The organism is Microbacterium sp., assembly GCF_047602155.1.
In the GTDB taxonomy this organism is placed as follows: Bacteria; Actinomycetota; Actinomycetes; order Actinomycetales; family Microbacteriaceae; genus Microbacterium.
In genome coordinates, this window is the sequence record NZ_JASGHZ010000001.1 from 1,639,450 (window position 1) to 1,658,437 (window position 18,988).

Genomic DNA, 18,988 nt, shown 5'->3' on the forward strand with positions numbered 1-18,988 from the left:
GGGCGTGTCCGTCGCGCACGGATGGTCGGCGCCCGGACTGAGCAGTGCGTCGCGCGCAAGGAGAGCCCATGGACCAGCACGACCCGTTCGGTTTCGTCGGACTGACCTACGACGACGTCCTGCTGCTTCCCGGGCACACCGACGTCATCCCGTCCGAGGCCGACACGTCGTCGCGGGTCACCCGGCGCATCACGGTCGCGACGCCGTTGCTGTCGGCGGCGATGGACACCGTCAGCGAGGCGCGCATGGCGATCGCGATGGCGCGCGAGGGGGGTCTCGGCATCCTGCACCGCAACCTCTCCATCGCCGACCAGGCGGCCATGGTCGACCAGGTCAAGCGCAGCGAGTCGGGCATGATCACCGACCCCATCACGACCACCCCCGACGCCACGATCGACGAGGTCGACGCGCTGTGCGCGCAGTACCGCATCTCGGGCCTGCCCGTCGTCGGCGACGACCGGCGGCTCGTGGGCATCATCACGAACCGCGACATGCGGTTCGTCTCGGGCTTCGAGCGCCAGAGCACGAAGGTGCGCGACGTCATGACCCACGAGGGTCTGGTGACGGGGCACGTCGGCATCGGGGCGAACGAGGTCATCGCCCTGTTCGCGCGGCACCGCGTCGAGAAGCTGCCGCTCATCGACGACGAGGGGCGTCTGGCCGGCCTCATCACGATCAAGGACTTCGACAAGAGCGAGAAGTACCCGCTGGCCACCAAGGACGAGCACGGGCGCTTGCGCGTGGGCGCCGCGATCGGCTTCTTCGGCGACGCGTGGGAGCGTGCCGAGGCGCTGCGCGACGCCGGTGTCGACGTCATCGTCGTCGACACCGCCAACGGGCAGTCGCAGGGCGTCATCGAGATGGTGCGGCGGTTGAAGGGCGACGAGTCGTTCGCGCACATCGACGTCATCGGCGGCAACGTCGCCACGCGCGAGGGCGCGGCCGCGCTGGTCGAGGCGGGCGTGGATGCCGTCAAGGTCGGCGTCGGCCCCGGCTCGATCTGCACGACCCGCGTCGTCGCGGGCGTCGGCGTGCCGCAGGTCACCGCCATCTGGGAGGCGTACCAGGCCGCGCGGGATGCCGGCATCCCGATCATCGCCGACGGCGGTCTGCAGTACTCGGGCGACATCGCGAAGGCGCTGGTCGCCGGCGCCGACACCGTCATGCTCGGGTCGCTGCTGGCCGGCACCGACGAGTCGCCGGGCGAGATCGTGTTCCAGGGCGGCAAGCAGTTCAAGCTGTATCGCGGCATGGGCTCGCTCGGGGCGATGCAGACCCGCGGCAAGAAGACGTCGTACTCGAAGGACCGCTACTTCCAGGCCGACATCCCCTCCGACGACAAGCTCATCCCCGAGGGGATCGAGGGTCAGGTCGCCTATCGCGGGCCGGTGTCGGCCGTGGCGTATCAGCTGGTGGGGGGTCTGCGGCAGTCGATGTTCTACGTCGGCGCGCGCACGATCGACGAGCTCAAGGCGCGGGGGAGGTTCGTGCGCATCACCGCCGCCGGGCTCAAGGAGAGCCACCCCCACGACGTGCAGATCGTGGTCGAGGCCCCCAACTACAAGAAGTAGCCCGCCCCCCGCGCCCGCCCGCCGCGTCCCCACCCCCCGCCCGGCGAGACTGCATCCGTGCACCGAGACTGCGGTTGCCGGCTGCAGTCTCGGTGCACCGATGCAGTCTCGCGGTGAGGGAGCGGCGGCGCGGGTAGGCTGAGGGCGTGAGCATGGAGATCGAGCTCGGCCGCGCCAAGCGCGCCCGCCGCGCGTACGCGTTCGACGACATCGCGGTCGTGCCCTCGCGGCGCACCCGCAACCCCGAAGACGTCTCCACGGCCTGGTCGATCGACGCCTTCGGGTTCGACATCCCCGTGCTCGGCGCCCCGATGGACTCGGTCATGAGCCCGCAGACGGCGATCATGCTCGGTCAGCTCGGCGGCCTCGGCGTGCTCGACCTCGAGGGCGTGTGGACCCGCTACGACGACCCGGCACCGCTGCTGGCCGAGATCGCGGCGCTGCCCGACGAGCAGGCGACGCGGCGGATGCAGGAGCTGTATGCCGAACCCATCAAGCCCGAGCTCGTGCGCGACCGGCTCGCCGAGATCCGCGCGGGCGGCGTCACCGTCGCCGGCGCCCTCACCCCGCAGCGCACGCAGGAGCTGTACGAGACCGTCGTCGCCGCCGGCGTCGACCTGTTCGTCATCCGCGGCACGACGGTGTCGGCCGAGCACGTGTCTTCGGATGCGGCGCCGTTGAACCTCAAGAAGTTCATCTACGACCTCGACGTCCCCGTCATCGTCGGCGGCGCGTCGACCTATACGGCGGCGCTGCACCTCATGCGCACGGGAGCGGCGGGCGTGCTCGTCGGCTTCGGCGGGGGAGCGGCATCCACGACGCGCGCGACCCTCGGCATCCACGCCCCGATGGCGACGGCCGTCGCCGACGTCGCCGGCGCGCGCCGCGACTACCTCGACGAGTCGGGCGGGCGCTACGTGCACGTCATCGCCGACGGCGGCGTCGGCACGTCGGGCGACATCGTCAAGGCGCTCGCGATGGGAGCGGATGCCGTCATGCTCGGTGTCGCCCTCGCCCGCGCGACCGACGCCCCCGGGCGGGGATTCCACTGGGGTCCCGAGGCGCATCACGCCCGCCTGCCGCGCGGGCACCGCGTTTCGGTCGCGCAGGTCGCTCCGCTGGAGGGCATCCTCTACGGCCCGGCGCCCGTCGCCGACGGCACCGCCAACCTCATCGGCGCGCTCAAGAAGTCGATGGCCACGACCGGGTATTCCGACCTCAAGGAGTTCCAGCGCGTCGAGGTCGTCGTCGCGCCGTACGCGACGCACTGATGGCCACCCCGACCGTGGGCGCCGAGCCGGAGGTGTTCCCCCCGACGCTGCGCGAGGTCATGCTGCGGCCGTGGTGGATCGGGATGCTGGCGTTCGCGCTGCTGGTCGCGGCGCTGTTCGCGTGGCTCGGCCAGTGGCAGCTGGCCCGCGCGATCGACACCGACCCGCCGCAGCCGGGCGCGACCGAGATCGTCCGCCCGATCGGCGAGGTGACGGCGCCGGGGGAGTATCTGCCCGAACCGCTCGTGGGCCAGAAAGTGCGGGTCAGCGGCTGGTTCGTGCCCGGGGATTTCCTCGTCGTCTCGTCGCGGTTCAACGACGGCGTCGAGGGGTACTGGGTCACGGGGCAGCTGCGCGTCGACCCCCGCACGAGCGACGACGACGGACCCACGTCGCTCGCGGTGGCCCTCGGCTGGGCGGCGACGCGGGAGGAGGCCGACCGCGCTGTGGCCTGGCTCGACGAGCGGACGCGAGCCGTCGCGGATGTCGCGGCATCCGGTCAGTCGGCGCCGACGCTGACCGGCCGGCTCATCTCCGACGAGGGGCCGCTGCTGCCGCCCCGCGACGACGTGCGCACCATGACCCGGATGTCGCCGGCCGCCCTCTTGGGCTGGTGGCACGATGTCGACGACCTGAACGTCTATCGGGCGTACCTCGTGTCCGACGAGGCGCTCGCCGGACTCGCGACGATCGACTCCCCGGCGCCCGAAGAACAGTCGAACGTCAACTGGCTCAACATCTTCTACGCCGTCGAGTGGGCCGTCTTCGCCGGCTTCGCCTTCTACATGTGGTACCGCCTCGCCCGCGACGCGTGGGAGAGGGAGGTCGAGGCGCTCGCCGAGGCCGCCGGCGTCGCCAACATGCAGGAGCACTCGTGACAGAAGTGGCTGGAGTGACGCCACGGTCACAGCTGTCACGGGCGATCCTGCATGTTGGCGCCGACTAGACTCGAACCCATGCCTCAGCCCAAACTCGCCACGTTTCCGGCGATCCGCGGAGCGCTGAAGTTCTACCAGGTGGCCTCCGTCATCACGGGTGTGATGCTGCTGCTGCTGTGCGCCGAGGTGATCGTCAAGTACGGGCTCGGCTACGAGCTTTTCCTCGGCGGATCGGGCGGATTGCTCTCGTTCGCCCCCATCGTCGAGACGGCCACGGGCCACGAGTCCACGGGCGACGGGGTGAACCTCTCGCTCGGCACCCTCATCGCGCACGGCTGGTTCTACGTCGTGTACCTGTTCGCCTGCTTCCGCGTGTGGAGCCTCATGCGCTGGGGCTTCGTCCGGTTCGTCATGCTGGCTGCCGGCGGCATCGTGCCGCTGCTGTCGTTCTTCATGGAGGCGCGCGTCGCCCGTGAGGTGCGGGCCTTTCTCGCGCAGCGCGAGCGGGAAGAAGCCGCCGTGCCCGCATCCGTCCCCTCAGCCCACACCGCCACGGAAGGCACCCGGTGACCACGCAGACCGAGACCGCGCAGCGCCCCGTCCTCGTCGTCGACTTCGGCGCGCAGTATGCGCAACTGATCGCCCGCCGCGTCCGCGAGGCCGGCGTCTACAGCGAGCTCGTGCCGCACACGGTCACGGCCGCGCAAGTGCAGGCGAAGGATCCGGTGGCGATCATCCTGTCCGGCGGCCCGTCGTCGGTCTACGAGCCCGGCGCGCCGACGCTCGACCCCGGGGTGCTGGCCCTCGGCATCCCGACCCTCGGGATCTGCTACGGCTTCCAGGTGATGGCCCAGCAGCTCGGCGGCGAGGTCGCCAACACGGGGCTGCGCGAGTACGGTGCGACGGATGCCGCCCTCACCGGCGACGGCGGCGTGCTGCTGGACGGGCAGCCCGCGACGCAGAACGTGTGGATGAGCCACGGCGACCAGGTCGCCCGCGCGCCCGAGGGGTTCGACGTGCTCGCGTCCACGGCCGCGACGCCGGTGGCCGCCTTCGGCAACGCGCAGAAGTGCTTCTACGGGGTGCAGTGGCACCCGGAGGTGAAGCACTCCGACTACGGGCAGAACGTGCTGGAGAACTTCCTGCACAAGGCGGCGGGCCTTGCCGCCGACTGGAACAGCGGCAACGTCATCGCCGAGCAGGTGGCCCGCATCCGGGAGCAGGTAGGCACCGGCCGCGTGCTGTCGGCGCTGTCGGGCGGCGTCGACTCGGCCGTCTCGACGGCGCTCGTGCACGAGGCCGTCGGCGACCAGCTCGTCGCCGTGTTCGTCGACCATGGCCTGTTGCGCAAGGGCGAGCGCGAGCAGGTCGAGAACGACTACGTCGCCTCGACCGGCGTGCGCCTGATCACCGTCGATGCCCGGGAGACCTTCCTGGACGCGCTCGCCGGGGTCAGCGACCCGGAGCAGAAGCGCAAGATCATCGGGCGCGAGTTCATCCGCGCGTTCGAGCAGGTGCAGGCAGACCTCGTCGCCGAGGCGGCCGCCGAGGGCGAACCGATCCGCTTCCTCGTGCAGGGCACGCTCTACCCCGACGTCGTGGAGTCCGGCGGCGGCGCCGGGACGGCCAACATCAAGAGCCACCACAACGTCGGCGGGCTGCCGGAGGATCTGCAGTTCGAGCTCGTCGAACCGCTGCGCACCCTCTTCAAGGACGAGGTCCGCGCGATCGGCCGCGAGCTGGGCCTGCCCGAGGCGATCGTCGGGCGGCAGCCGTTTCCGGGGCCCGGCCTCGGCATCCGGATCGTGGGTGAGGTCACCGCTTCCCGCCTCGAGATTCTGCGGGATGCCGACGCCATCGCCCGCGAAGAGCTGACGGCGGCCGGCCTGGATGCCGAGATCTGGCAGTGCCCCGTCGTGCTGCTCGCGGACGTCCGCTCGGTGGGCGTGCAGGGCGACGGGCGCACCTACGGGCACCCGATCGTGCTGCGCCCCGTGTCGTCGGAAGACGCCATGACCGCCGATTGGACCCGCCTGCCCTACGACGTGCTGTCGAAGATCAGCAATCGCATCACGAACGAGGTCCGCGAGGTCAACCGGGTCGTGCTCGACGTGACGTCGAAGCCCCCGGGCACCATCGAGTGGGAGTGAGGCGGATGCCGGTGCCCCGGCATCCGTCTCGAACTCCGCAGACATACACGAACTCCGCAGCCGAAAGCGCTTTCAGCTGCGGAGTTCGTGTGATTCTGCGGAGTTCGTGTCCTTGGAGCCGGTCTAGTTGCTGCGGGCGATGGCGATGATGCGCAGAATCTCGACGTAGAGCCAGACGACCGTCACCATGATGCCGAAGCCGCCGAGCCAGCCGTACTCGCGCGCGGCGCCGTTGCGCACGCCCTGCTGGATCATGTCGAAGTCGAGCACCAGCGAGTAGGCCGCCATGATCACGACGAGCACGCCGATGATGAGGCCGAGCGGGATGCCGGCGACCTTCACGTTGCTGTACAGCCCGAACGCGCCGCCCTCGCCGGCCGCGCCGAACATCATCAGCACGACGTTCAGCAGCGCGAACACGAGGTAGCCGACCATCGCGATCATGAAGATCTTGGTGGCGCGGGCCGAGGCGCGCACCTTGCCGCTGGCGAACAGCGCCAAAGTCACGCCCACGACCGCGAGGGTCGCCAGCGTCGCCTGCATGACGATGCCGGGCCACAGCACCTCGAAGAACGCCGAGATGCTGCCGACGAACAGACCCTCGAATGCCGCGTAGGCGAAGATCAGCGCGGGACGCACCTTCTTGCGCGACGTGAACGAGATCACCATCGCGAGGACGAAGCCGCCGACGAGGCCCACGATCCACGGGACGACGGTGATCTGCTGGTTCGCGTCGCCCGTGAGACCGAGGTTGCCGCCGAGCGTCCACAGCCAGCCGACGACCGCCGTCACCAGCAGGATCGCGAACAGCCCGACGGTCTTGGCGACGGTGTCCTCGACCGTCATCCGGCCGGTCTGGTGGGCGCCCGCCGTGGGCGCCGCGAATGCGCCCTCGAGCTGGGCGCTCACCGCGGCATCCGTCGCTTGCTGCGTCGCCGCCGCGTACTGCGTCTGGGTGCCGGCCTGCTGCTGTGCGGACGGCGGGGTGAGCCCCGGGCGCTGTTCTTGGAACGCCGGGTTGTTGAATGCGAAGTTGCCGGAGGCCATGGTCTCTTCCACTCCAGGTTCGTGCACAGCGCGGTGCTGTGACCTCCAGGCTATCGGACGGGTGCCCCGGGCGGCCCGCGGCGTCCTGTGAACCCGCTACGAAGCGGGCCGCGGCGCCGGTTTCGGCCGCGGGCCCGCACGACGGCGGCTTAGCCTGGAACCATGCCGCGCCGCCGTCCCCTCGTCATCGGACACCGCGGCGCGCCCGGCTACCGCCCCGAGCACACGCGCTCGTCGTACGATCTCGCGCTGGAGCTGGGGGTGGATGCCGTCGAACCCGACGTCGTCTTCACGGCCGACGGCGTGCTGGTGGTACGCCACGAGAACGAGATCGGCGGCACGACAGACGTCGCCGACCGCCCCGAGTTCGCCGATCGCCGCACGACCAAGACCATCGACGGCGCCGAGCACACCGGCTGGTTCACCGAGGACTTCACGTGGGACGAGCTGGCGACGCTGCGCTGTCGCGAGCGGCTGCCGCAGCTGCGCCCCTCCAGCGCGACGTTCGACGACACCCAGCCGCCGCTGCGCCTGCGCGACGTGCTCGACCTCGTGCGCCGGGCCTCGCTCGACCAGGGGCGCGAGATCGGCGTCGTGCTGGAGATCAAGCACGCCACCTCCTTCACCCGGCTCGGCTTCGACATCGCCGGCGTCGTCGCCGACGAACTGCGCGCGGCGGGTTGGGCCGACGGCGACCTGCCGCTGGTCGTGGAGTCGTTCGAGCAATCGGTGCTGGGCGCCGTGCGCGAGCGCGGCATCCGCGGTTCGTACGTGTATCTGCTCGAGGCGGGCGGCGCGCCGTTCGACCGCGTCGCCGCCGAGGGCAAGGCCGCGCCGACCTACCGCCAGCAGCTGACGCCGGCCGGGCTCGACGCGCTCGCCGGCGCCGTCGACGGGATCAGCGTCGACAAGCGGCTGATCCTCGCACCCGACCGGCTGGGACGGGCGACGGGACCGTCGCCGGTCGTCGTCGACGCGCACGCCCGCGGGCTGCGCGTGTTCACGTGGACGTGCCGGCCCGAGAACGCGTTCCTCCTCCCGCAGTTCCGCCGCGGGCGCGATCGCGGGCGGTTCGGCGACTACGAGGCCGAGTGGCGGATCATCAAGGATGCCGGGGTCGACGGCGTCTTCGTCGACCACCCCGACCTCGGGCTCGCCGCCTTCCGCTGAGCGGCGCGTCTGTGCGTCTCGCCCTGGTCGTCGAGCCTCGGTCGTTGAGCGAGGAGCGCAGCGACGAGACGAAACGCGGCATGCGGACCGTTGTCGTCTCTGCGTTTCGTCTCGCTTCGCTCGCGTGGCGACCGTCGCTGCGTTTCGTCTCGCTGCGCTCGCGGGGCGACCGTTGCGGCGTTTCGTCTCGCTTCGCTCGCTCAACGACCGTTGCGGCGTTTCGTCTCGCTGCGCTCGCGGGGCGACCGTTGCGGCGTTTCGTCTCGCTGCGCTCGCGGGGCGACCGTCGACCGTCGCGAGGCGATCGCGCATAGGGTGAGGCCATGACACCCAGCCCGGCCCCCATCGTCGTGACGGGCGTGCGCCGCTCGTTCGGGCACGTGCACGCCGTGCGCGACGTCACGCTCGAAGCGCGCCCCGGCGCCGTCACCGGCCTCGTCGGCCCGAACGGCTCGGGCAAGACGACGCTGCTGCTCATGCTCGCCTCGCTGCTCGCGCCGGATGCCGGCAGCATCCGCATCGGCGGCATCGACCCCGTCGAAGATCCCGCCGGCGTGCGCGCGATCCTCGGCTGGATGCCGGACGCCCTCGGCGCGTGGCCGTCGCTCAGCGCCCGGGAGACCATCGTCATGACGGGCCGGCTCTACGGTCTCGACGCCGCGCAGGCGGCGGCGGGTGCCGCGCGGCTGCTCGACGAGGTCGGCTTGCGCGAGCTCGCCGACGCGCCGGCCCGCGTGCTCTCGCGCGGGCAGAAGCAGCGGCTCGGCCTCGCACGAGCCCTCGTGCACGACCCGCGCGTCCTGCTGCTGGACGAACCGGCATCCGGCCTCGACCCGCAGGCGCGCATCGACCTGCGCGTGCTGCTGCGCCGGCTCGCCGCCGAGGGGCGGACGATCCTCATCTCCAGCCACATCCTGTCGGAGCTGGAGGAGGTCGTCGACGACGCCGTCTTCCTCGTGCAGGGTGAGACGATCAGCCCCGACCGCGTCGCGGCGGCGGCGAACCGGCAGCGCACGTGGCGCATCCGGCTCGCCGACCGGGAGGCGCCAGCCGCCGCCCCGGCGGTGGCGCAGGCGCTCGGGCTCGACGCGGCGCTCATCCCCGTCGACCGGCGCGACCTGCTGGTGGCCTTCGCCTCCGATGCCGATGCGGCCGCCGCCCTCGCGGCGCTCGTGGCGGCGGGGCTGCCGGTGGCCGAGTTCGGTGCGGCGACCGGCATCCTGGAACACACCTTCCTCGACCTCGAAGGAGGGGCGTCATGAACCCGTCGCGGCTGTGGACGATCGCCCGGCTCGAGCTGACGCAGCGCCTGCGGGCGGTGTCGTGGTACGTGCTGCTCGGCGTCTTCGCCGTCGTGCTCGTCGGCGTGACGGCCCTGTCGTTCCTCGCCTACGGCGCGTTCGGATCGGATGCCGGTGCCGGCATCTACTCCGTCGTCGTCTTCGTGACGCTGCTGCTCGTGCTGCTGGTCTCGCCGACCCTCAGCGGCAACAGCATCAACGGCGACCGCGATGCCGCGACCCTCGCGCCGGTGCAGGTGACCCTCGCGACGACGGGTGAGATCCTGTTCGGCAAGTTCGTCGCCGCCTGGATCACCGGGCTCGCCTTCGCCGTCGTCGCGGCGCCCTTCCTGATGATCGCGACGCTCGCCGGCGGCGTGCACGCCGGGACGGTCGTCGTCTCGCTCGTGATCCTCGTCGTCGAGACCGGTGTCATCGCCGCGGTCGGCGTGGCGCTGTCGGGCATCCTCGCGCGTCCGCTGTTCTCGGTGGCGACCACCTACCTCGTCGTCGCGGCGCTGTCGATCGGGACCGTCATCGGGTTCGGGCTCGTCGGGTCGGCCTTCACGAGCGAGGTCGTCTCGAAGACACGATCGGTCGCGTACGACGCCGACGGCAACCCGAAGTGCACCGACGGATCCGGCGAGTGCTGGGGAGACGCCGACCGGATGGTGTGCGACCAGTGGCAGACGTCGACGTACTCGGTCCCGCGGTTCGACCGCGTGTGGTGGCTGCTGTCGGCCAACCCCTTCGTCATCCTCGCCGACGCGTCGCCCACGCACTACGGCTCGGGAGACTCCCCGGATGACGCGTTCGGATGGCTCAAGTACATGGTGCGACAGACGCAGCTGGCGCCCGATCTCGAGTCGGTCTGGGACGACTGCGATCCGCACAACTACGACGTGAACGGCAACTACGGCGACTACCCGACGCCGCGGGAGGTCATCGACGAGACGGTGCCGAGCTGGTTCGTGGGCCTCGGCGTGCAGGTCGTGCTGGCCGCGCTGCTGCTGTGGTGGGCGTGGTCGCGCACCCGCACGCCCGCGCGGCGGCTGCCGCCCGGCACCCGCATCGCGTGAGGTGCGAGGGGCGGGATGCCGGATGAGGATGTTCTCATCCGGCATCCCGCCCCTTTCGCTGATGTTCAGCGGGTGCATAGCCTTCAGAAAGCTGTGTCCTATCCGGATGTGGCAGACACCCCTGCACGAAAGGCGGTCCTCCTGTGCGACGACGCATCCTGGCCGCGGTCGGTACGATCGCGCTCCTGCTGCCCACCAGCGCCGCAATCGCGGCGCCCGACGGCGACGATCCGTCGTCGCGCTTCCTCGCGGCTGAGTCCAGCGGCGCGATCGACACCTCGTTCGCCTCGGCGGCGGTGGGCGCCGACGGTCGTGTCACCATCGTCATCGAGATGACCGGCGACCCGGTCGCCGTCGTCCAGGCCGAGAAGGGCCGCGACCTCACGTCCGCCGAGCGCAACGACGTGAAGAACACGCTGAAGAAGTCGCAGGATGCGATCCGCGGTTCCATCACGGGCAAGGGCGGGCGCATCCAGGCGCAGATGCAGTCGGCCTACAACGGATTCCAGGTCTCGGTGCCGGCCGACCAGCTCGACGCGGTCGCGGCGCTGCCGGGGGTCGTGGCGATCCACCCCGTGCGCACCTACTCGATCGACAACGCCGTCTCGGTGCCCTACCTCGGCCTGCCCGCCGTGTGGCAGAGCACCGGCTACACCGGCCAGAACGTCAAGGTCGCGATCATCGACACGGGCATCGACTACACCCACGCCACGTTCGGCGGACCCGGCACGGTCGAGGCGTTCGAGACCGCGGCCGCCGTCTCCGACCAGCCCGCGGACCCCGCGCTGTTCGGGCCGAACGCTCCGCGCGTGAAGGGCGGCATCGATCTCGTCGGCGACGACTACAACGCCGACCCGAACAGCGACAGCTACCAGCCGACGCCGCACCCCGACGCCAACCCGCTCGATTGCCAGGGTCACGGCACGCACGTCGCCGGCACCACCGGCGGGTCGGGCGTGCTCGCCGACGGTACGACCTACCCCGGTCCCTACGACACCGCGACGCCGTCGCACACGTTCCGCGTCGGCCCCGGCGTCGCACCCCAGGTCGACCTGTACGCCGTGCGCGTCTTCGGTTGCGACGGCTCGACGGACGTCGTCGTCCCGGCCCTCGACTGGGCGGTCGAGAACGGCATGGACGTCGTCAACATGTCGCTCGGCTCGTCGTTCGGTCGTGGGGACGACCCGGACGCCGTCGCCGCCGCGAACGCCGTCGGCGCGGGCGTCGTCGTCGTGGCCTCGGCCGGCAACTCCGGCCACAACCCCTACCTCACCGGCTCGCCGGGCACCGGCGACGGCGTCATCGCGGTCTCCGCGATCGACAGCTCGGAGAGCTTCCCCGGTGCGACGGTGACCGTCGGCGGCGCGACCGTCGAGGCGATCAACGCCAACGGCGCGGCGGTCGAGGGCCTCGGCGACCTCGAGGTCGTGCGGCTGACCGGCGACAACCGGCTGGGCTGCTCGGCGGCCGCCTTCACGGCCGCCGGCATCCACGAGGGCGGGGGCCAGCTCGCCGTCGTCGATCGCGGCACGTGCGCGCGGGTGGCCAAGGCCATCTACGGTCAGCAGGCCGGAGCGGCCGCGGTGCTGATGGTCAACACGACCGACGACCTGCCGCCGTACGAGGGCATGATCACGTCGAACCCCGACACGGGCGAGGCGTACGTCGTCGACACCCCGTTCCTCGGGGTGCGCTCCTCCAGCGGCGCCGCGTTCACGCCGGGGGCGGTCGCCACCCTCGCGGCGGCGCAGATCTCGAACCCGGGCTTCCGCGGCTACGCGTCGTTCAGCTCGTCGGGCCCGCGGTCGGGCGACAGCGCGATCAGCCCCGATGTCGCGGCTCCCGGGGTGTCCATCGCCTCGGCCGACATCGGTTCGGGCTCGGGCGCCGCGATCCTGTCGGGCACCTCGATGGCCGCTCCGCACGTCGCCGGCGTCGCCGCGCTGTCGGTGCAGGCGCATCCGACGTGGTCGGCACCGCAGGTGGCGGCATCCGTCGTCTCGACCGCCAACCCCGAGAAGGTCGCCGGGCAGAGCCTCACCCTCGGCGGGGTGGGCCTCGTCGATGCGGCGCAGGCCGTCGCGACGCAGGTCACGGCCACGGGTGACGCGTTCCGCACCGAGAGCGGCTGGGCACGCGAGGCGGCGCTGAGCTTCGGCTTCCAGGAGTCGCCGCTGGCCGTCGGCGGCATCAAGACCGTGACGATCCGCAACGACGGGCCGGCCTCCGTCACCTACAAGGTGTCGACGGCCGCCTCGACGCAGTCGCAGAAGGCGACGGTCGTGCTGTCGACGAAGTCGGTGACGGTCAAGCCGGGCGGCTCCGCGAAGGTGCTGCTGACGGTGTTCGCCGCGGCGAAGGACGTGCCGGGCTCGCTCGCCGGCGACGACCAGTTCTCGTTCTACGAGATCTCGGGCGACATCGTGCTCACCGCGCCCGATTCGACGCTGCGCGTGCCGTACCTGCTCGTGCCGCGCTCGAACAGCACCGTCGCCGCCGCGTCGACGAACCCCTGGTTCGGTAGGAACCAGAAGGTCGCGAACGCGACCAAGACGCTCACGCTGCGCAACGTCCTCGGCGCGCTGCCGGGCGAAGCCGACGTGTACACGTGGGGACTGAGCGACGCGAAGGATGCCGTCGCGTCGCTGCCCGACAACGGCTACGACCTCCGCGCCGCGGGGGTGCAGTCGTTCGCCGACGGCGACGACCACCTGCTCGTGTTCGCCCTCAACATGCACAAGCGCTGGTCGAATGCCGCGAGCAACGAGTACGACGTCATCATCGACACCGACCGCGACGGCGAGCCCGACTGGATCGTGCTGTCGTACGACTCGGGCGCGGTGCGCGCGGGCGATACGAACGGGCTGGCCGAGGTGTTCCTCGTCGACCTGCACGGTGGCGGCACGTTCGCCAGCGGATTCCTCACCCAGGCGCCCACCGACAGCAGCACGCTGCTGCTGCCGGTGTACGCGAGCGACCTCGGCATCACGGGGCTGTTCGACTACACGGTGCAGACGTACGGGATCTCGGGCGGAGAGGACGAGGTCCCGGGCTGGGCCTCGTACGACCCCGCGCACCCGGCGATCGGCAACGGCCAGTACGTCACGGTGCCGCGCTTCGGCAAGGCCGACGTGCAGGTCGCCATCGACGCGGCGCAGGTGGCGGTGCAGAGGCCGCTCGGCTCGATGATCGTCGTCTACGACAACGCCGCGGGCGCGAGCGAGGCGCTGCTGGTCGGGCTGAAGTAGGCCGTTCGGATCTTCCGTTCGGTTCCTCCGTCCGGTTCCTCCCGGAGGGGCGGCGCGCGCGGCGCCCCTCCGGTGCAGGTTGCGGGTCAGCGCTCGCAGAGCGTGAGCGTCGTGCCCTCGCCGAAGCGGTAGTCATAGATCTGCCCGTCGGCGGTGACGACCACCCGCATCCCGTCGACCAGCGCCTGCGTGTACGACTGCCCGGGGCTGGCGCACCCCAGCGACCCGTCGCTGAACGTGACCTCCTCGGCCGAGATCAGGACGGGCGTGGCCGTCACGCCGCGGGCGGCGAGGTCGGCCACGAGGGCGTCCCAGCGAGCTTCGGGCACGTCGGCGGGCGTGCCGGTGGGCGCGATCGTCCCGGGCGTGGTGGTGAGAAACGGCGGCCGCGTCGACGCGGTGGATGCCGGTGCGCCCGTGCCGTCGGCATCCGTGGCGCACGCGGCGAGGGCGCACGCGGCGAGCGCCGTCGCCGCCAGGGTCAGGGTTCTGCGCATGGGAGCCTCCTCGCCGTGCCCGATATCCCGAGCGTAGGCGCCGTGCCTGCAAGGCCGCGGGGAATCGTGCGCGGTGGTGCGCTTGCTCCCTCGCGTGCGTGCGCGGTGGTGCGCGGTGGTGGTGCACGGCGTTCATCCGTCGCATATCGCGGTCATCGCGGGGTTTGGCCGCGGTTTGCGCCGGATGAGCGGATGCCGTCGTCTCACCCTCCGCGAAACCTCACAAATGTCGCGTTTTACGGCCTGTTTCGCCTCGAAAGCGAACATTTGCGAGGTTTCGCGAAACCTCACAGATGTCGTGAGTTGCGCGTCGCCGCTCGTCCGTCGCAAACCACGGCCACCGCAGGGGTTGGGCGAGGTTTGCGGCGGATGAGCGGAGGGGCGTGGCGTTGATCCGTCGCGTATCGCGGTCATCGCGGGGTTTGGGCGCGGTTTGCGACGGATGAAACGGATGCCGAAGCCCGCGCCGCGCGCCGGATGGGTTTCGCCGTGACCCGCCGGCGAGCGACCCGCCGGCGAGCGACCCGCCGGGGAGTCACCCGCCGGAGAGCAACCCGCCGGGGAGCGGCCCGCCGGAGAGTGACCCGCCGGGGAGCGGCCCGCCGGGGAGCGGCCCGCCGGACAGTGACCCGCTGGACGGTGACCCGCCGGGGAGCGACCCGCCGGAGGGTCACCCGCCGATGTGGAACACCCCGATCCGGGTCACCCCGTCGGAGGTGAACACCGGGACGTCCCAGCCGTTCGGGTAGGCCGCGTCGCGCTCGGCCTGCCACGCCAGTGCCTCGTCGGGGTTGCCGGGCTGCCCGGGGTGGTCGGGGCTGAAGGCGTTGAGGTCGGCGGCGCGGGCATAGCCCTCGACCGACGAGCCGTCCGGCGCCGTGGCGCTCACCGCGACGAGGTCGGGCTCGCCGGTGATGGCGCCCATGACGCCGTAGGTCTCTCCGCGCGCGTTGACGCCGAGGAGGGTGGGCACCTGCACCTCCCACTGCAGCGTCGCGAACCCTGCCAGGTCGCCATCGAGGTAGAGCGCCGTCTCGGTGCCGTCGACGGGGAACTCGTACCACGCGACGGACGACCCGGCGGCGGCCTCCGCGGCGGTCGTGGTGAGTCCGGGGTTGTTCCCCCCGGCATCCATCCCGAAGGAGAGGCGGCCGCCCGAGGTGGGGGTGATCGTGACGCGCAGGTGCGTCGCCCCGGCAGGCACGGTCAGCGGCACCTCGGTGGTGTCTTCGAGCGGAACCGTGAACGGCGTACCGAGGTCGGAGGTCAGCGGGGCACCGGGTGTGACGCCGGGCGGCGCCGCCACGGCGTCGGGGAAGGCGGGGGTCGCCTCGCCTCCCGGGCGCAGGGGCGCCAATGCTCCGGATGCCGCGAACGCCCCCGCCGCGCCGCCCGCGCCCACCAGGGCTCCGGCGAGGACGAGCGCGGCGGTCCACATGCCGCGGCGCGGGCGGGCCGCCCGGCCACTCGCGACCGTGGCAATGAGGGCGGCGCGGATCGCGTCGGCGCGGGCGGTCTCCGAGCCGGGCGCGGCCGGGTCGGGAGTGAAGGCATCCATCAGGTTCCTCCTTCGGGGGCGGCGGCGGCGGGGGCGGGGTCGGCAGGGGCCACCGCGGTGGCGCCGGTGCCGGAGGGCGCGACGGACGCGCGCAGCCGCGCCCGCAGGCGCGACAGCCGCATCTTCGCGGCGGACTCCGACAGGCCGAGCGCGGCGGCGGCCTCGCGCAGGGTGAATCCCTCGAGGGCCGTCATAGCGAGCAGGTCGGCATCCATCGGCTTCGCGTCGGCGAGCGCGAGCCGGATCGCGGCCGTGCGGTCGTCGACGTCGTGCCGGTCGGCGACGTCGGTGTGCGGTTCGGGTGCGGGCAGCGCGGCGAGGAACCGCTCGTACCGGCGCCGGGCGCGTGCGGCGTTGCGGGCGAGGTTGCGCGCGGTGACGATGATCCAGGGCAGGGCCGATCCGTCGACGAACCGGATGCCGCGGCGCTTGCGCCACAGCTCGAGGAAGGTCGCGGCGGTGAGGTCGTCGGCATCCATCGGCGGAAGTCCCTGCCCGCGCAGGTGCCGGAAGACGCGGGTGTGATGCCGATCCCAGAGCACCCCGAACGCCCGCGCGTCGCCGGCGACGACCCGCGCCCAGATGCCCTCGTCGGTCTCGTCCATCACCGGGGTATGTCCGCGGGCGGCGGCACGGTCACATGTCGGACGCGGTGGGTGCGGACATTTCAGAGGGTAGCGGCCCGCTCGGCTCCCGCGCCGTCGCGCACGGCGATGAGCGCACCCTCCAGATCCGGATGCCGGAACGCGAAGCCCGCGCCCGTGAGCACTTCGGGCACGACCCAGCGGCTCTTCAGGATGAGCTCCGGCTCGGTGCGCAGCGCCCACATCCCGAGCTCCAGCATCCATCGCGTCGTCGGCAGCCCGACGCGCGCGCCGACGACGCGCCGCAGCGTCTGCATGAGCGTGCGGTTGTCGGTCGGATGCGGCGCGGCGATGTTGATCGCGCCGGCGAGGCGGTCGTCGTCGCGGAGGAAGCGGATCGCGGCCACGACGTCGTCGAGATGCACCCAGCTGAACCGCTGGCGGCCGCCGGTGCGGTACCACGGCGCGCGCTCGCCGCCCGTGGGGCACTCGCCGATGCCGCGGTAGCGGCGGTGCGGCGGACACCAGCCGTCGAACTGCGTGCCGCCGAGGCCGCTGCGCGCGAGGGCCAGCAGCATGCGGGCGGCGGGGCCGTCGCCGATCACGATCGCCATCCGCAGCGCGACGCGCCGCGTGCCGGGCAGGGTTCCGGCGAACAGCTCGCGCTCCCACGAGGTGGCGACGTCGACGGAGAAGCCGGAGCCGAGCTCGCCGTCGCTCTCGGTGTTCGGGCGGTCGGTCGCGTGCCGGTAGATGGTCGCCGTCGAGGCGTTCAGCCACACTCGCGGGGGATGCGCGGCCCCCGCGATCGCCTCGCGCAGGGCGCGCGTCGTGCGCACGCGCGAGCCGAGGATCTCGTCGCGGTTGCGGTCGATGTAGCGGCAGTTCACGGACTTTCCCGCGAAGTTCACGACGACCTCGGCGCCGTCCACGGCTCGGCGCAGCGCGCCCGGGTCGTCCCAGCGCACGTCGGCGTCCCGGCCCACCAGCCGGATCTCGTATCCGTCGGCCGCGAACGCGTCCGCGACCGCGCGCCCGATGAACCCGCTCGCTCCCGCGATCACCGCGATCCTGTTCATGCCGCCACGGTACTACACTTTTGAACATGTTCAGAAATCGTCGGAGGGGGAGCGGGATGCCGGCATCCGTCGCGGCGCGCGCGGGCGATGGCGCCTCGGTGTACCAGCGCGTGCTCGGGGGCGACTTCGCCGCGCTCGACCCGCGGCTGCGGTCGTACTTCGGGCCGATCCCGCCGGGCGCGGAGGGTGTCGGGGTGGGGACGTTCCGCGAGGCGGGGCTGCGGGCTCGCGTGCTCCGGCCGCTGTTCGCGATCCTGCGGATGCGGCGCATCGCGTTCGCCGAGCGCGGCGTCGACGTGCCGTTCGACGTGCGGAACATCCCCGAGGCCGATGGCGCGCTGCGCGGCATCCGCACGTTCCGCTTCGCCGGCTGGCCGCGGGAGATGGTCGATCGGATGCGCGTCGTCGACGGCCGTCTCATCGACCGGCTGGGTGCGCGCGGGGAGCTGGAGGTGGAGCTCGCGGTCCGGGTCGTCGACGGCGGGCTGCGGCTGGACAGCCGCCGGATCGCGCTGCGACTCGGGGGCATCCGGCTGCCGCTGCCTCGCGTCGTGGCCGTCAGCATCCGGGAGGAGGCGTGCGACGACGGCACGCAGCACGTGGAGGCGCGCATCACGGCGCCGATCCTCGGGGAGATCTATGGCTACGCGGGCGCGTTCACGTACGGGCTGCGGCCGGCATCCGGATGAGCGCGCGGCCTTCATCCGTCGCACATCGTGGCTATCCCCGGGTCTGGGCGCGGTTTGCGCCGGACGAATGGATGCCGCCGTCTCACCCTCCGCGAAACCTCACAAATGTCGCGTTTTACGGCCTGTTTCGCCTCGAAAGCGAACATTTGCGAGGTTTCGCGAAACCTCACAGATGTCGTGAGTTGCGCATCGCCGCTCATCCGACGCAAACCACGGCTACCGCCGGGTTTGGGCGCGGTTTGCGCCGGATGAGCGGACGGTGGACGCGACGGCGGGAGTCGAACCCGCAACGCACCCGGGTATGAACCGGTGCCCGGGACCGCCCGGATCGCCGCGATGCCCGCCGCCGATGCGACGGGACACCACGACGCTAGCGTGCGGCATCCGCCGGCGCAGCGGGTGTCACAGATGATTACCCTGTGAGTCGGCGTGTGACGGCTCAGGCACCGAGGGTCTGGTCGAACGCGCCGTGATCGGTGGAGACGATGTCCTTGCCGAGCGGCATGAGCGAGATCGGCACCATCTTGAAGTTGGCGATGGCCATCGGAATGCCGATGATCGTCAGGCACAGGGCGATCGCGGTCGCGATGTGCGACAGCGCGAGCCACCAGCCCGCCAGGATCACCCAGATCACATTCCCCAGGAACGACCCGAGCCCCGCCGTCGGCTTGCTCACGACCGTGCGACCGAACGGCCAGATCACGTACGACGCCGTGCGGAACGCCGCGATCGCCCACGGGATCGTGATGATCGGGATGCAGAGCAGGATGCCGGCCAGCACGTACTCCAGGAACAGCCAGAACCCCGCGAAGACCACCCAGATGAGGTTGAGGAGTGTGCGCATGGCATCCATTGTCTCCGATCGGTGGTCATAACTCAGGCAGAAC

16 protein-coding genes and 1 tRNA gene are annotated in these 18,988 nt (G+C 71.7%); 10 read left to right on the top strand and 7 right to left on the bottom strand.

The features are described 5' to 3' along the window. Positions 1-68 precede the first annotated feature (68 nt). The 5 genes from guaB (at position 69) to guaA (ending at position 5,870) form a co-directional block, all read left to right on the top strand. The gene (gene guaB / locus QM720_RS07530) at positions 69-1,571 is read left to right on the top strand and encodes an IMP dehydrogenase (protein WP_415125505.1); all 1,503 of its coding nucleotides are present in this window, start codon (positions 69-71) and stop codon (positions 1,569-1,571) included. A gap of 152 nt (positions 1,572-1,723) precedes the next feature. Further along, positions 1,724-2,842, top strand: coding sequence for a GuaB3 family IMP dehydrogenase-related protein (locus tag QM720_RS07535; RefSeq protein ID WP_415127841.1), 1,119 nt, complete (start codon positions 1,724-1,726; stop codon positions 2,840-2,842). Then, the gene (locus QM720_RS07540; RefSeq protein WP_415125506.1) at positions 2,842-3,720 is read left to right on the top strand and encodes an SURF1 family cytochrome oxidase biogenesis protein; all 879 of its coding nucleotides are present in this window, start codon (positions 2,842-2,844) and stop codon (positions 3,718-3,720) included. The genes QM720_RS07535 and QM720_RS07540 overlap by 1 nt, the downstream gene beginning before the upstream one ends. A 78-nt stretch (positions 3,721-3,798) precedes the next feature. Beyond that, positions 3,799-4,290: a DUF3817 domain-containing protein gene (locus QM720_RS07545; RefSeq protein WP_415125507.1), complete on the top strand. Its 492-nt coding sequence runs from the start codon at positions 3,799-3,801 to the stop codon at positions 4,288-4,290. Continuing rightward, positions 4,287-5,870 carry a glutamine-hydrolyzing GMP synthase gene (gene guaA / locus QM720_RS07550; protein ID WP_415125508.1) on the top strand — a complete coding sequence of 528 codons (1,584 nt, stop codon included), beginning with the start codon at positions 4,287-4,289 and terminating at the stop codon, positions 5,868-5,870. The genes QM720_RS07545 and guaA overlap by 4 nt, the downstream gene beginning before the upstream one ends. 123 nt (positions 5,871-5,993) lie before the next feature. Here guaA and QM720_RS07555 read toward each other — a convergent pair whose 3' ends face one another. Beyond that, positions 5,994-6,917, bottom strand: a complete 924-nt coding sequence (locus tag QM720_RS07555; RefSeq protein ID WP_415127843.1) for a Bax inhibitor-1/YccA family membrane protein — start codon at positions 6,915-6,917, stop codon at positions 5,994-5,996. 162 nt (positions 6,918-7,079) lie between these two features. Between QM720_RS07555 and QM720_RS07560 the strand changes: the two genes are divergently transcribed. From QM720_RS07560 to QM720_RS07575, 4 genes are all read left to right on the top strand, one after another. After that, on the top strand, positions 7,080-8,087 hold the full coding sequence (locus tag QM720_RS07560) for a glycerophosphodiester phosphodiesterase family protein (RefSeq protein WP_415125509.1): 1,008 nt from the start codon (positions 7,080-7,082) through the stop codon (positions 8,085-8,087). 323 nt (positions 8,088-8,410) lie between these two features. After that, on the top strand, positions 8,411-9,349 hold the full coding sequence (locus tag QM720_RS07565) for an ABC transporter ATP-binding protein (RefSeq protein ID WP_415125510.1): 939 nt from the start codon (positions 8,411-8,413) through the stop codon (positions 9,347-9,349). Continuing rightward, the gene (locus tag QM720_RS07570) at positions 9,346-10,446 is read left to right on the top strand and encodes an ABC transporter permease (RefSeq protein ID WP_415125511.1); all 1,101 of its coding nucleotides are present in this window, start codon (positions 9,346-9,348) and stop codon (positions 10,444-10,446) included. Before QM720_RS07565 ends, QM720_RS07570 begins: the two co-directional genes overlap by 4 nt. 143 nt (positions 10,447-10,589) lie before the next feature. After that, the gene (locus tag QM720_RS07575; protein WP_415125512.1) at positions 10,590-13,694 is read left to right on the top strand and encodes a S8 family serine peptidase; all 3,105 of its coding nucleotides are present in this window, start codon (positions 10,590-10,592) and stop codon (positions 13,692-13,694) included. 86 nt (positions 13,695-13,780) lie between these two features. Here QM720_RS07575 and QM720_RS07580 read toward each other — a convergent pair whose 3' ends face one another. The 4 genes from QM720_RS07580 to QM720_RS07595 all read right to left on the bottom strand — a co-directional run bounded on the left by QM720_RS07580 (position 13,781) and on the right by QM720_RS07595 (position 17,412). Next, positions 13,781-14,191, bottom strand: a complete 411-nt coding sequence (locus QM720_RS07580) for a hypothetical protein (protein ID WP_415125513.1) — start codon at positions 14,189-14,191, stop codon at positions 13,781-13,783. A 670-nt stretch (positions 14,192-14,861) separates the two neighbouring features. Further along, the gene (locus QM720_RS07585; RefSeq protein WP_415125514.1) at positions 14,862-15,749 is read right to left on the bottom strand and encodes a hypothetical protein; all 888 of its coding nucleotides are present in this window, start codon (positions 15,747-15,749) and stop codon (positions 14,862-14,864) included. Then, complete coding sequence (locus tag QM720_RS07590) at positions 15,749-16,354, bottom strand: RNA polymerase sigma factor (RefSeq protein ID WP_415125515.1); 606 nt, start codon at positions 16,352-16,354, stop codon at positions 15,749-15,751. Before QM720_RS07590 ends, QM720_RS07585 begins: the two co-directional genes overlap by 1 nt. Before the next feature lie 62 nt (positions 16,355-16,416). Next, a complete protein-coding gene (locus QM720_RS07595) occupies positions 16,417-17,412 on the bottom strand; it encodes an epimerase (RefSeq protein WP_415125516.1) in 996 nt (331 codons plus the stop codon). A gap of 26 nt (positions 17,413-17,438) precedes the next feature. Here QM720_RS07595 and QM720_RS07600 point away from each other — a divergent pair, with 26 nt between their 5' ends. Then, positions 17,439-18,101: a DUF4166 domain-containing protein gene (locus QM720_RS07600; protein WP_415125517.1), complete on the top strand. Its 663-nt coding sequence runs from the start codon at positions 17,439-17,441 to the stop codon at positions 18,099-18,101. A gap of 260 nt (positions 18,102-18,361) precedes the next feature. Here the strand turns inward: QM720_RS07600 and QM720_RS07605 are convergent. Together QM720_RS07605 and QM720_RS07610 are read right to left on the bottom strand one after the other, a co-directional pair. Further along, positions 18,362-18,437 (bottom strand) — tRNA-Met (locus QM720_RS07605). 103 nt (positions 18,438-18,540) lie between these two features. Next, positions 18,541-18,945 carry a YccF domain-containing protein gene (locus QM720_RS07610; protein ID WP_415125518.1) on the bottom strand — a complete coding sequence of 135 codons (405 nt, stop codon included), beginning with the start codon at positions 18,943-18,945 and terminating at the stop codon, positions 18,541-18,543. Between the last annotated feature and the right edge of the window lie 43 nt (positions 18,946-18,988).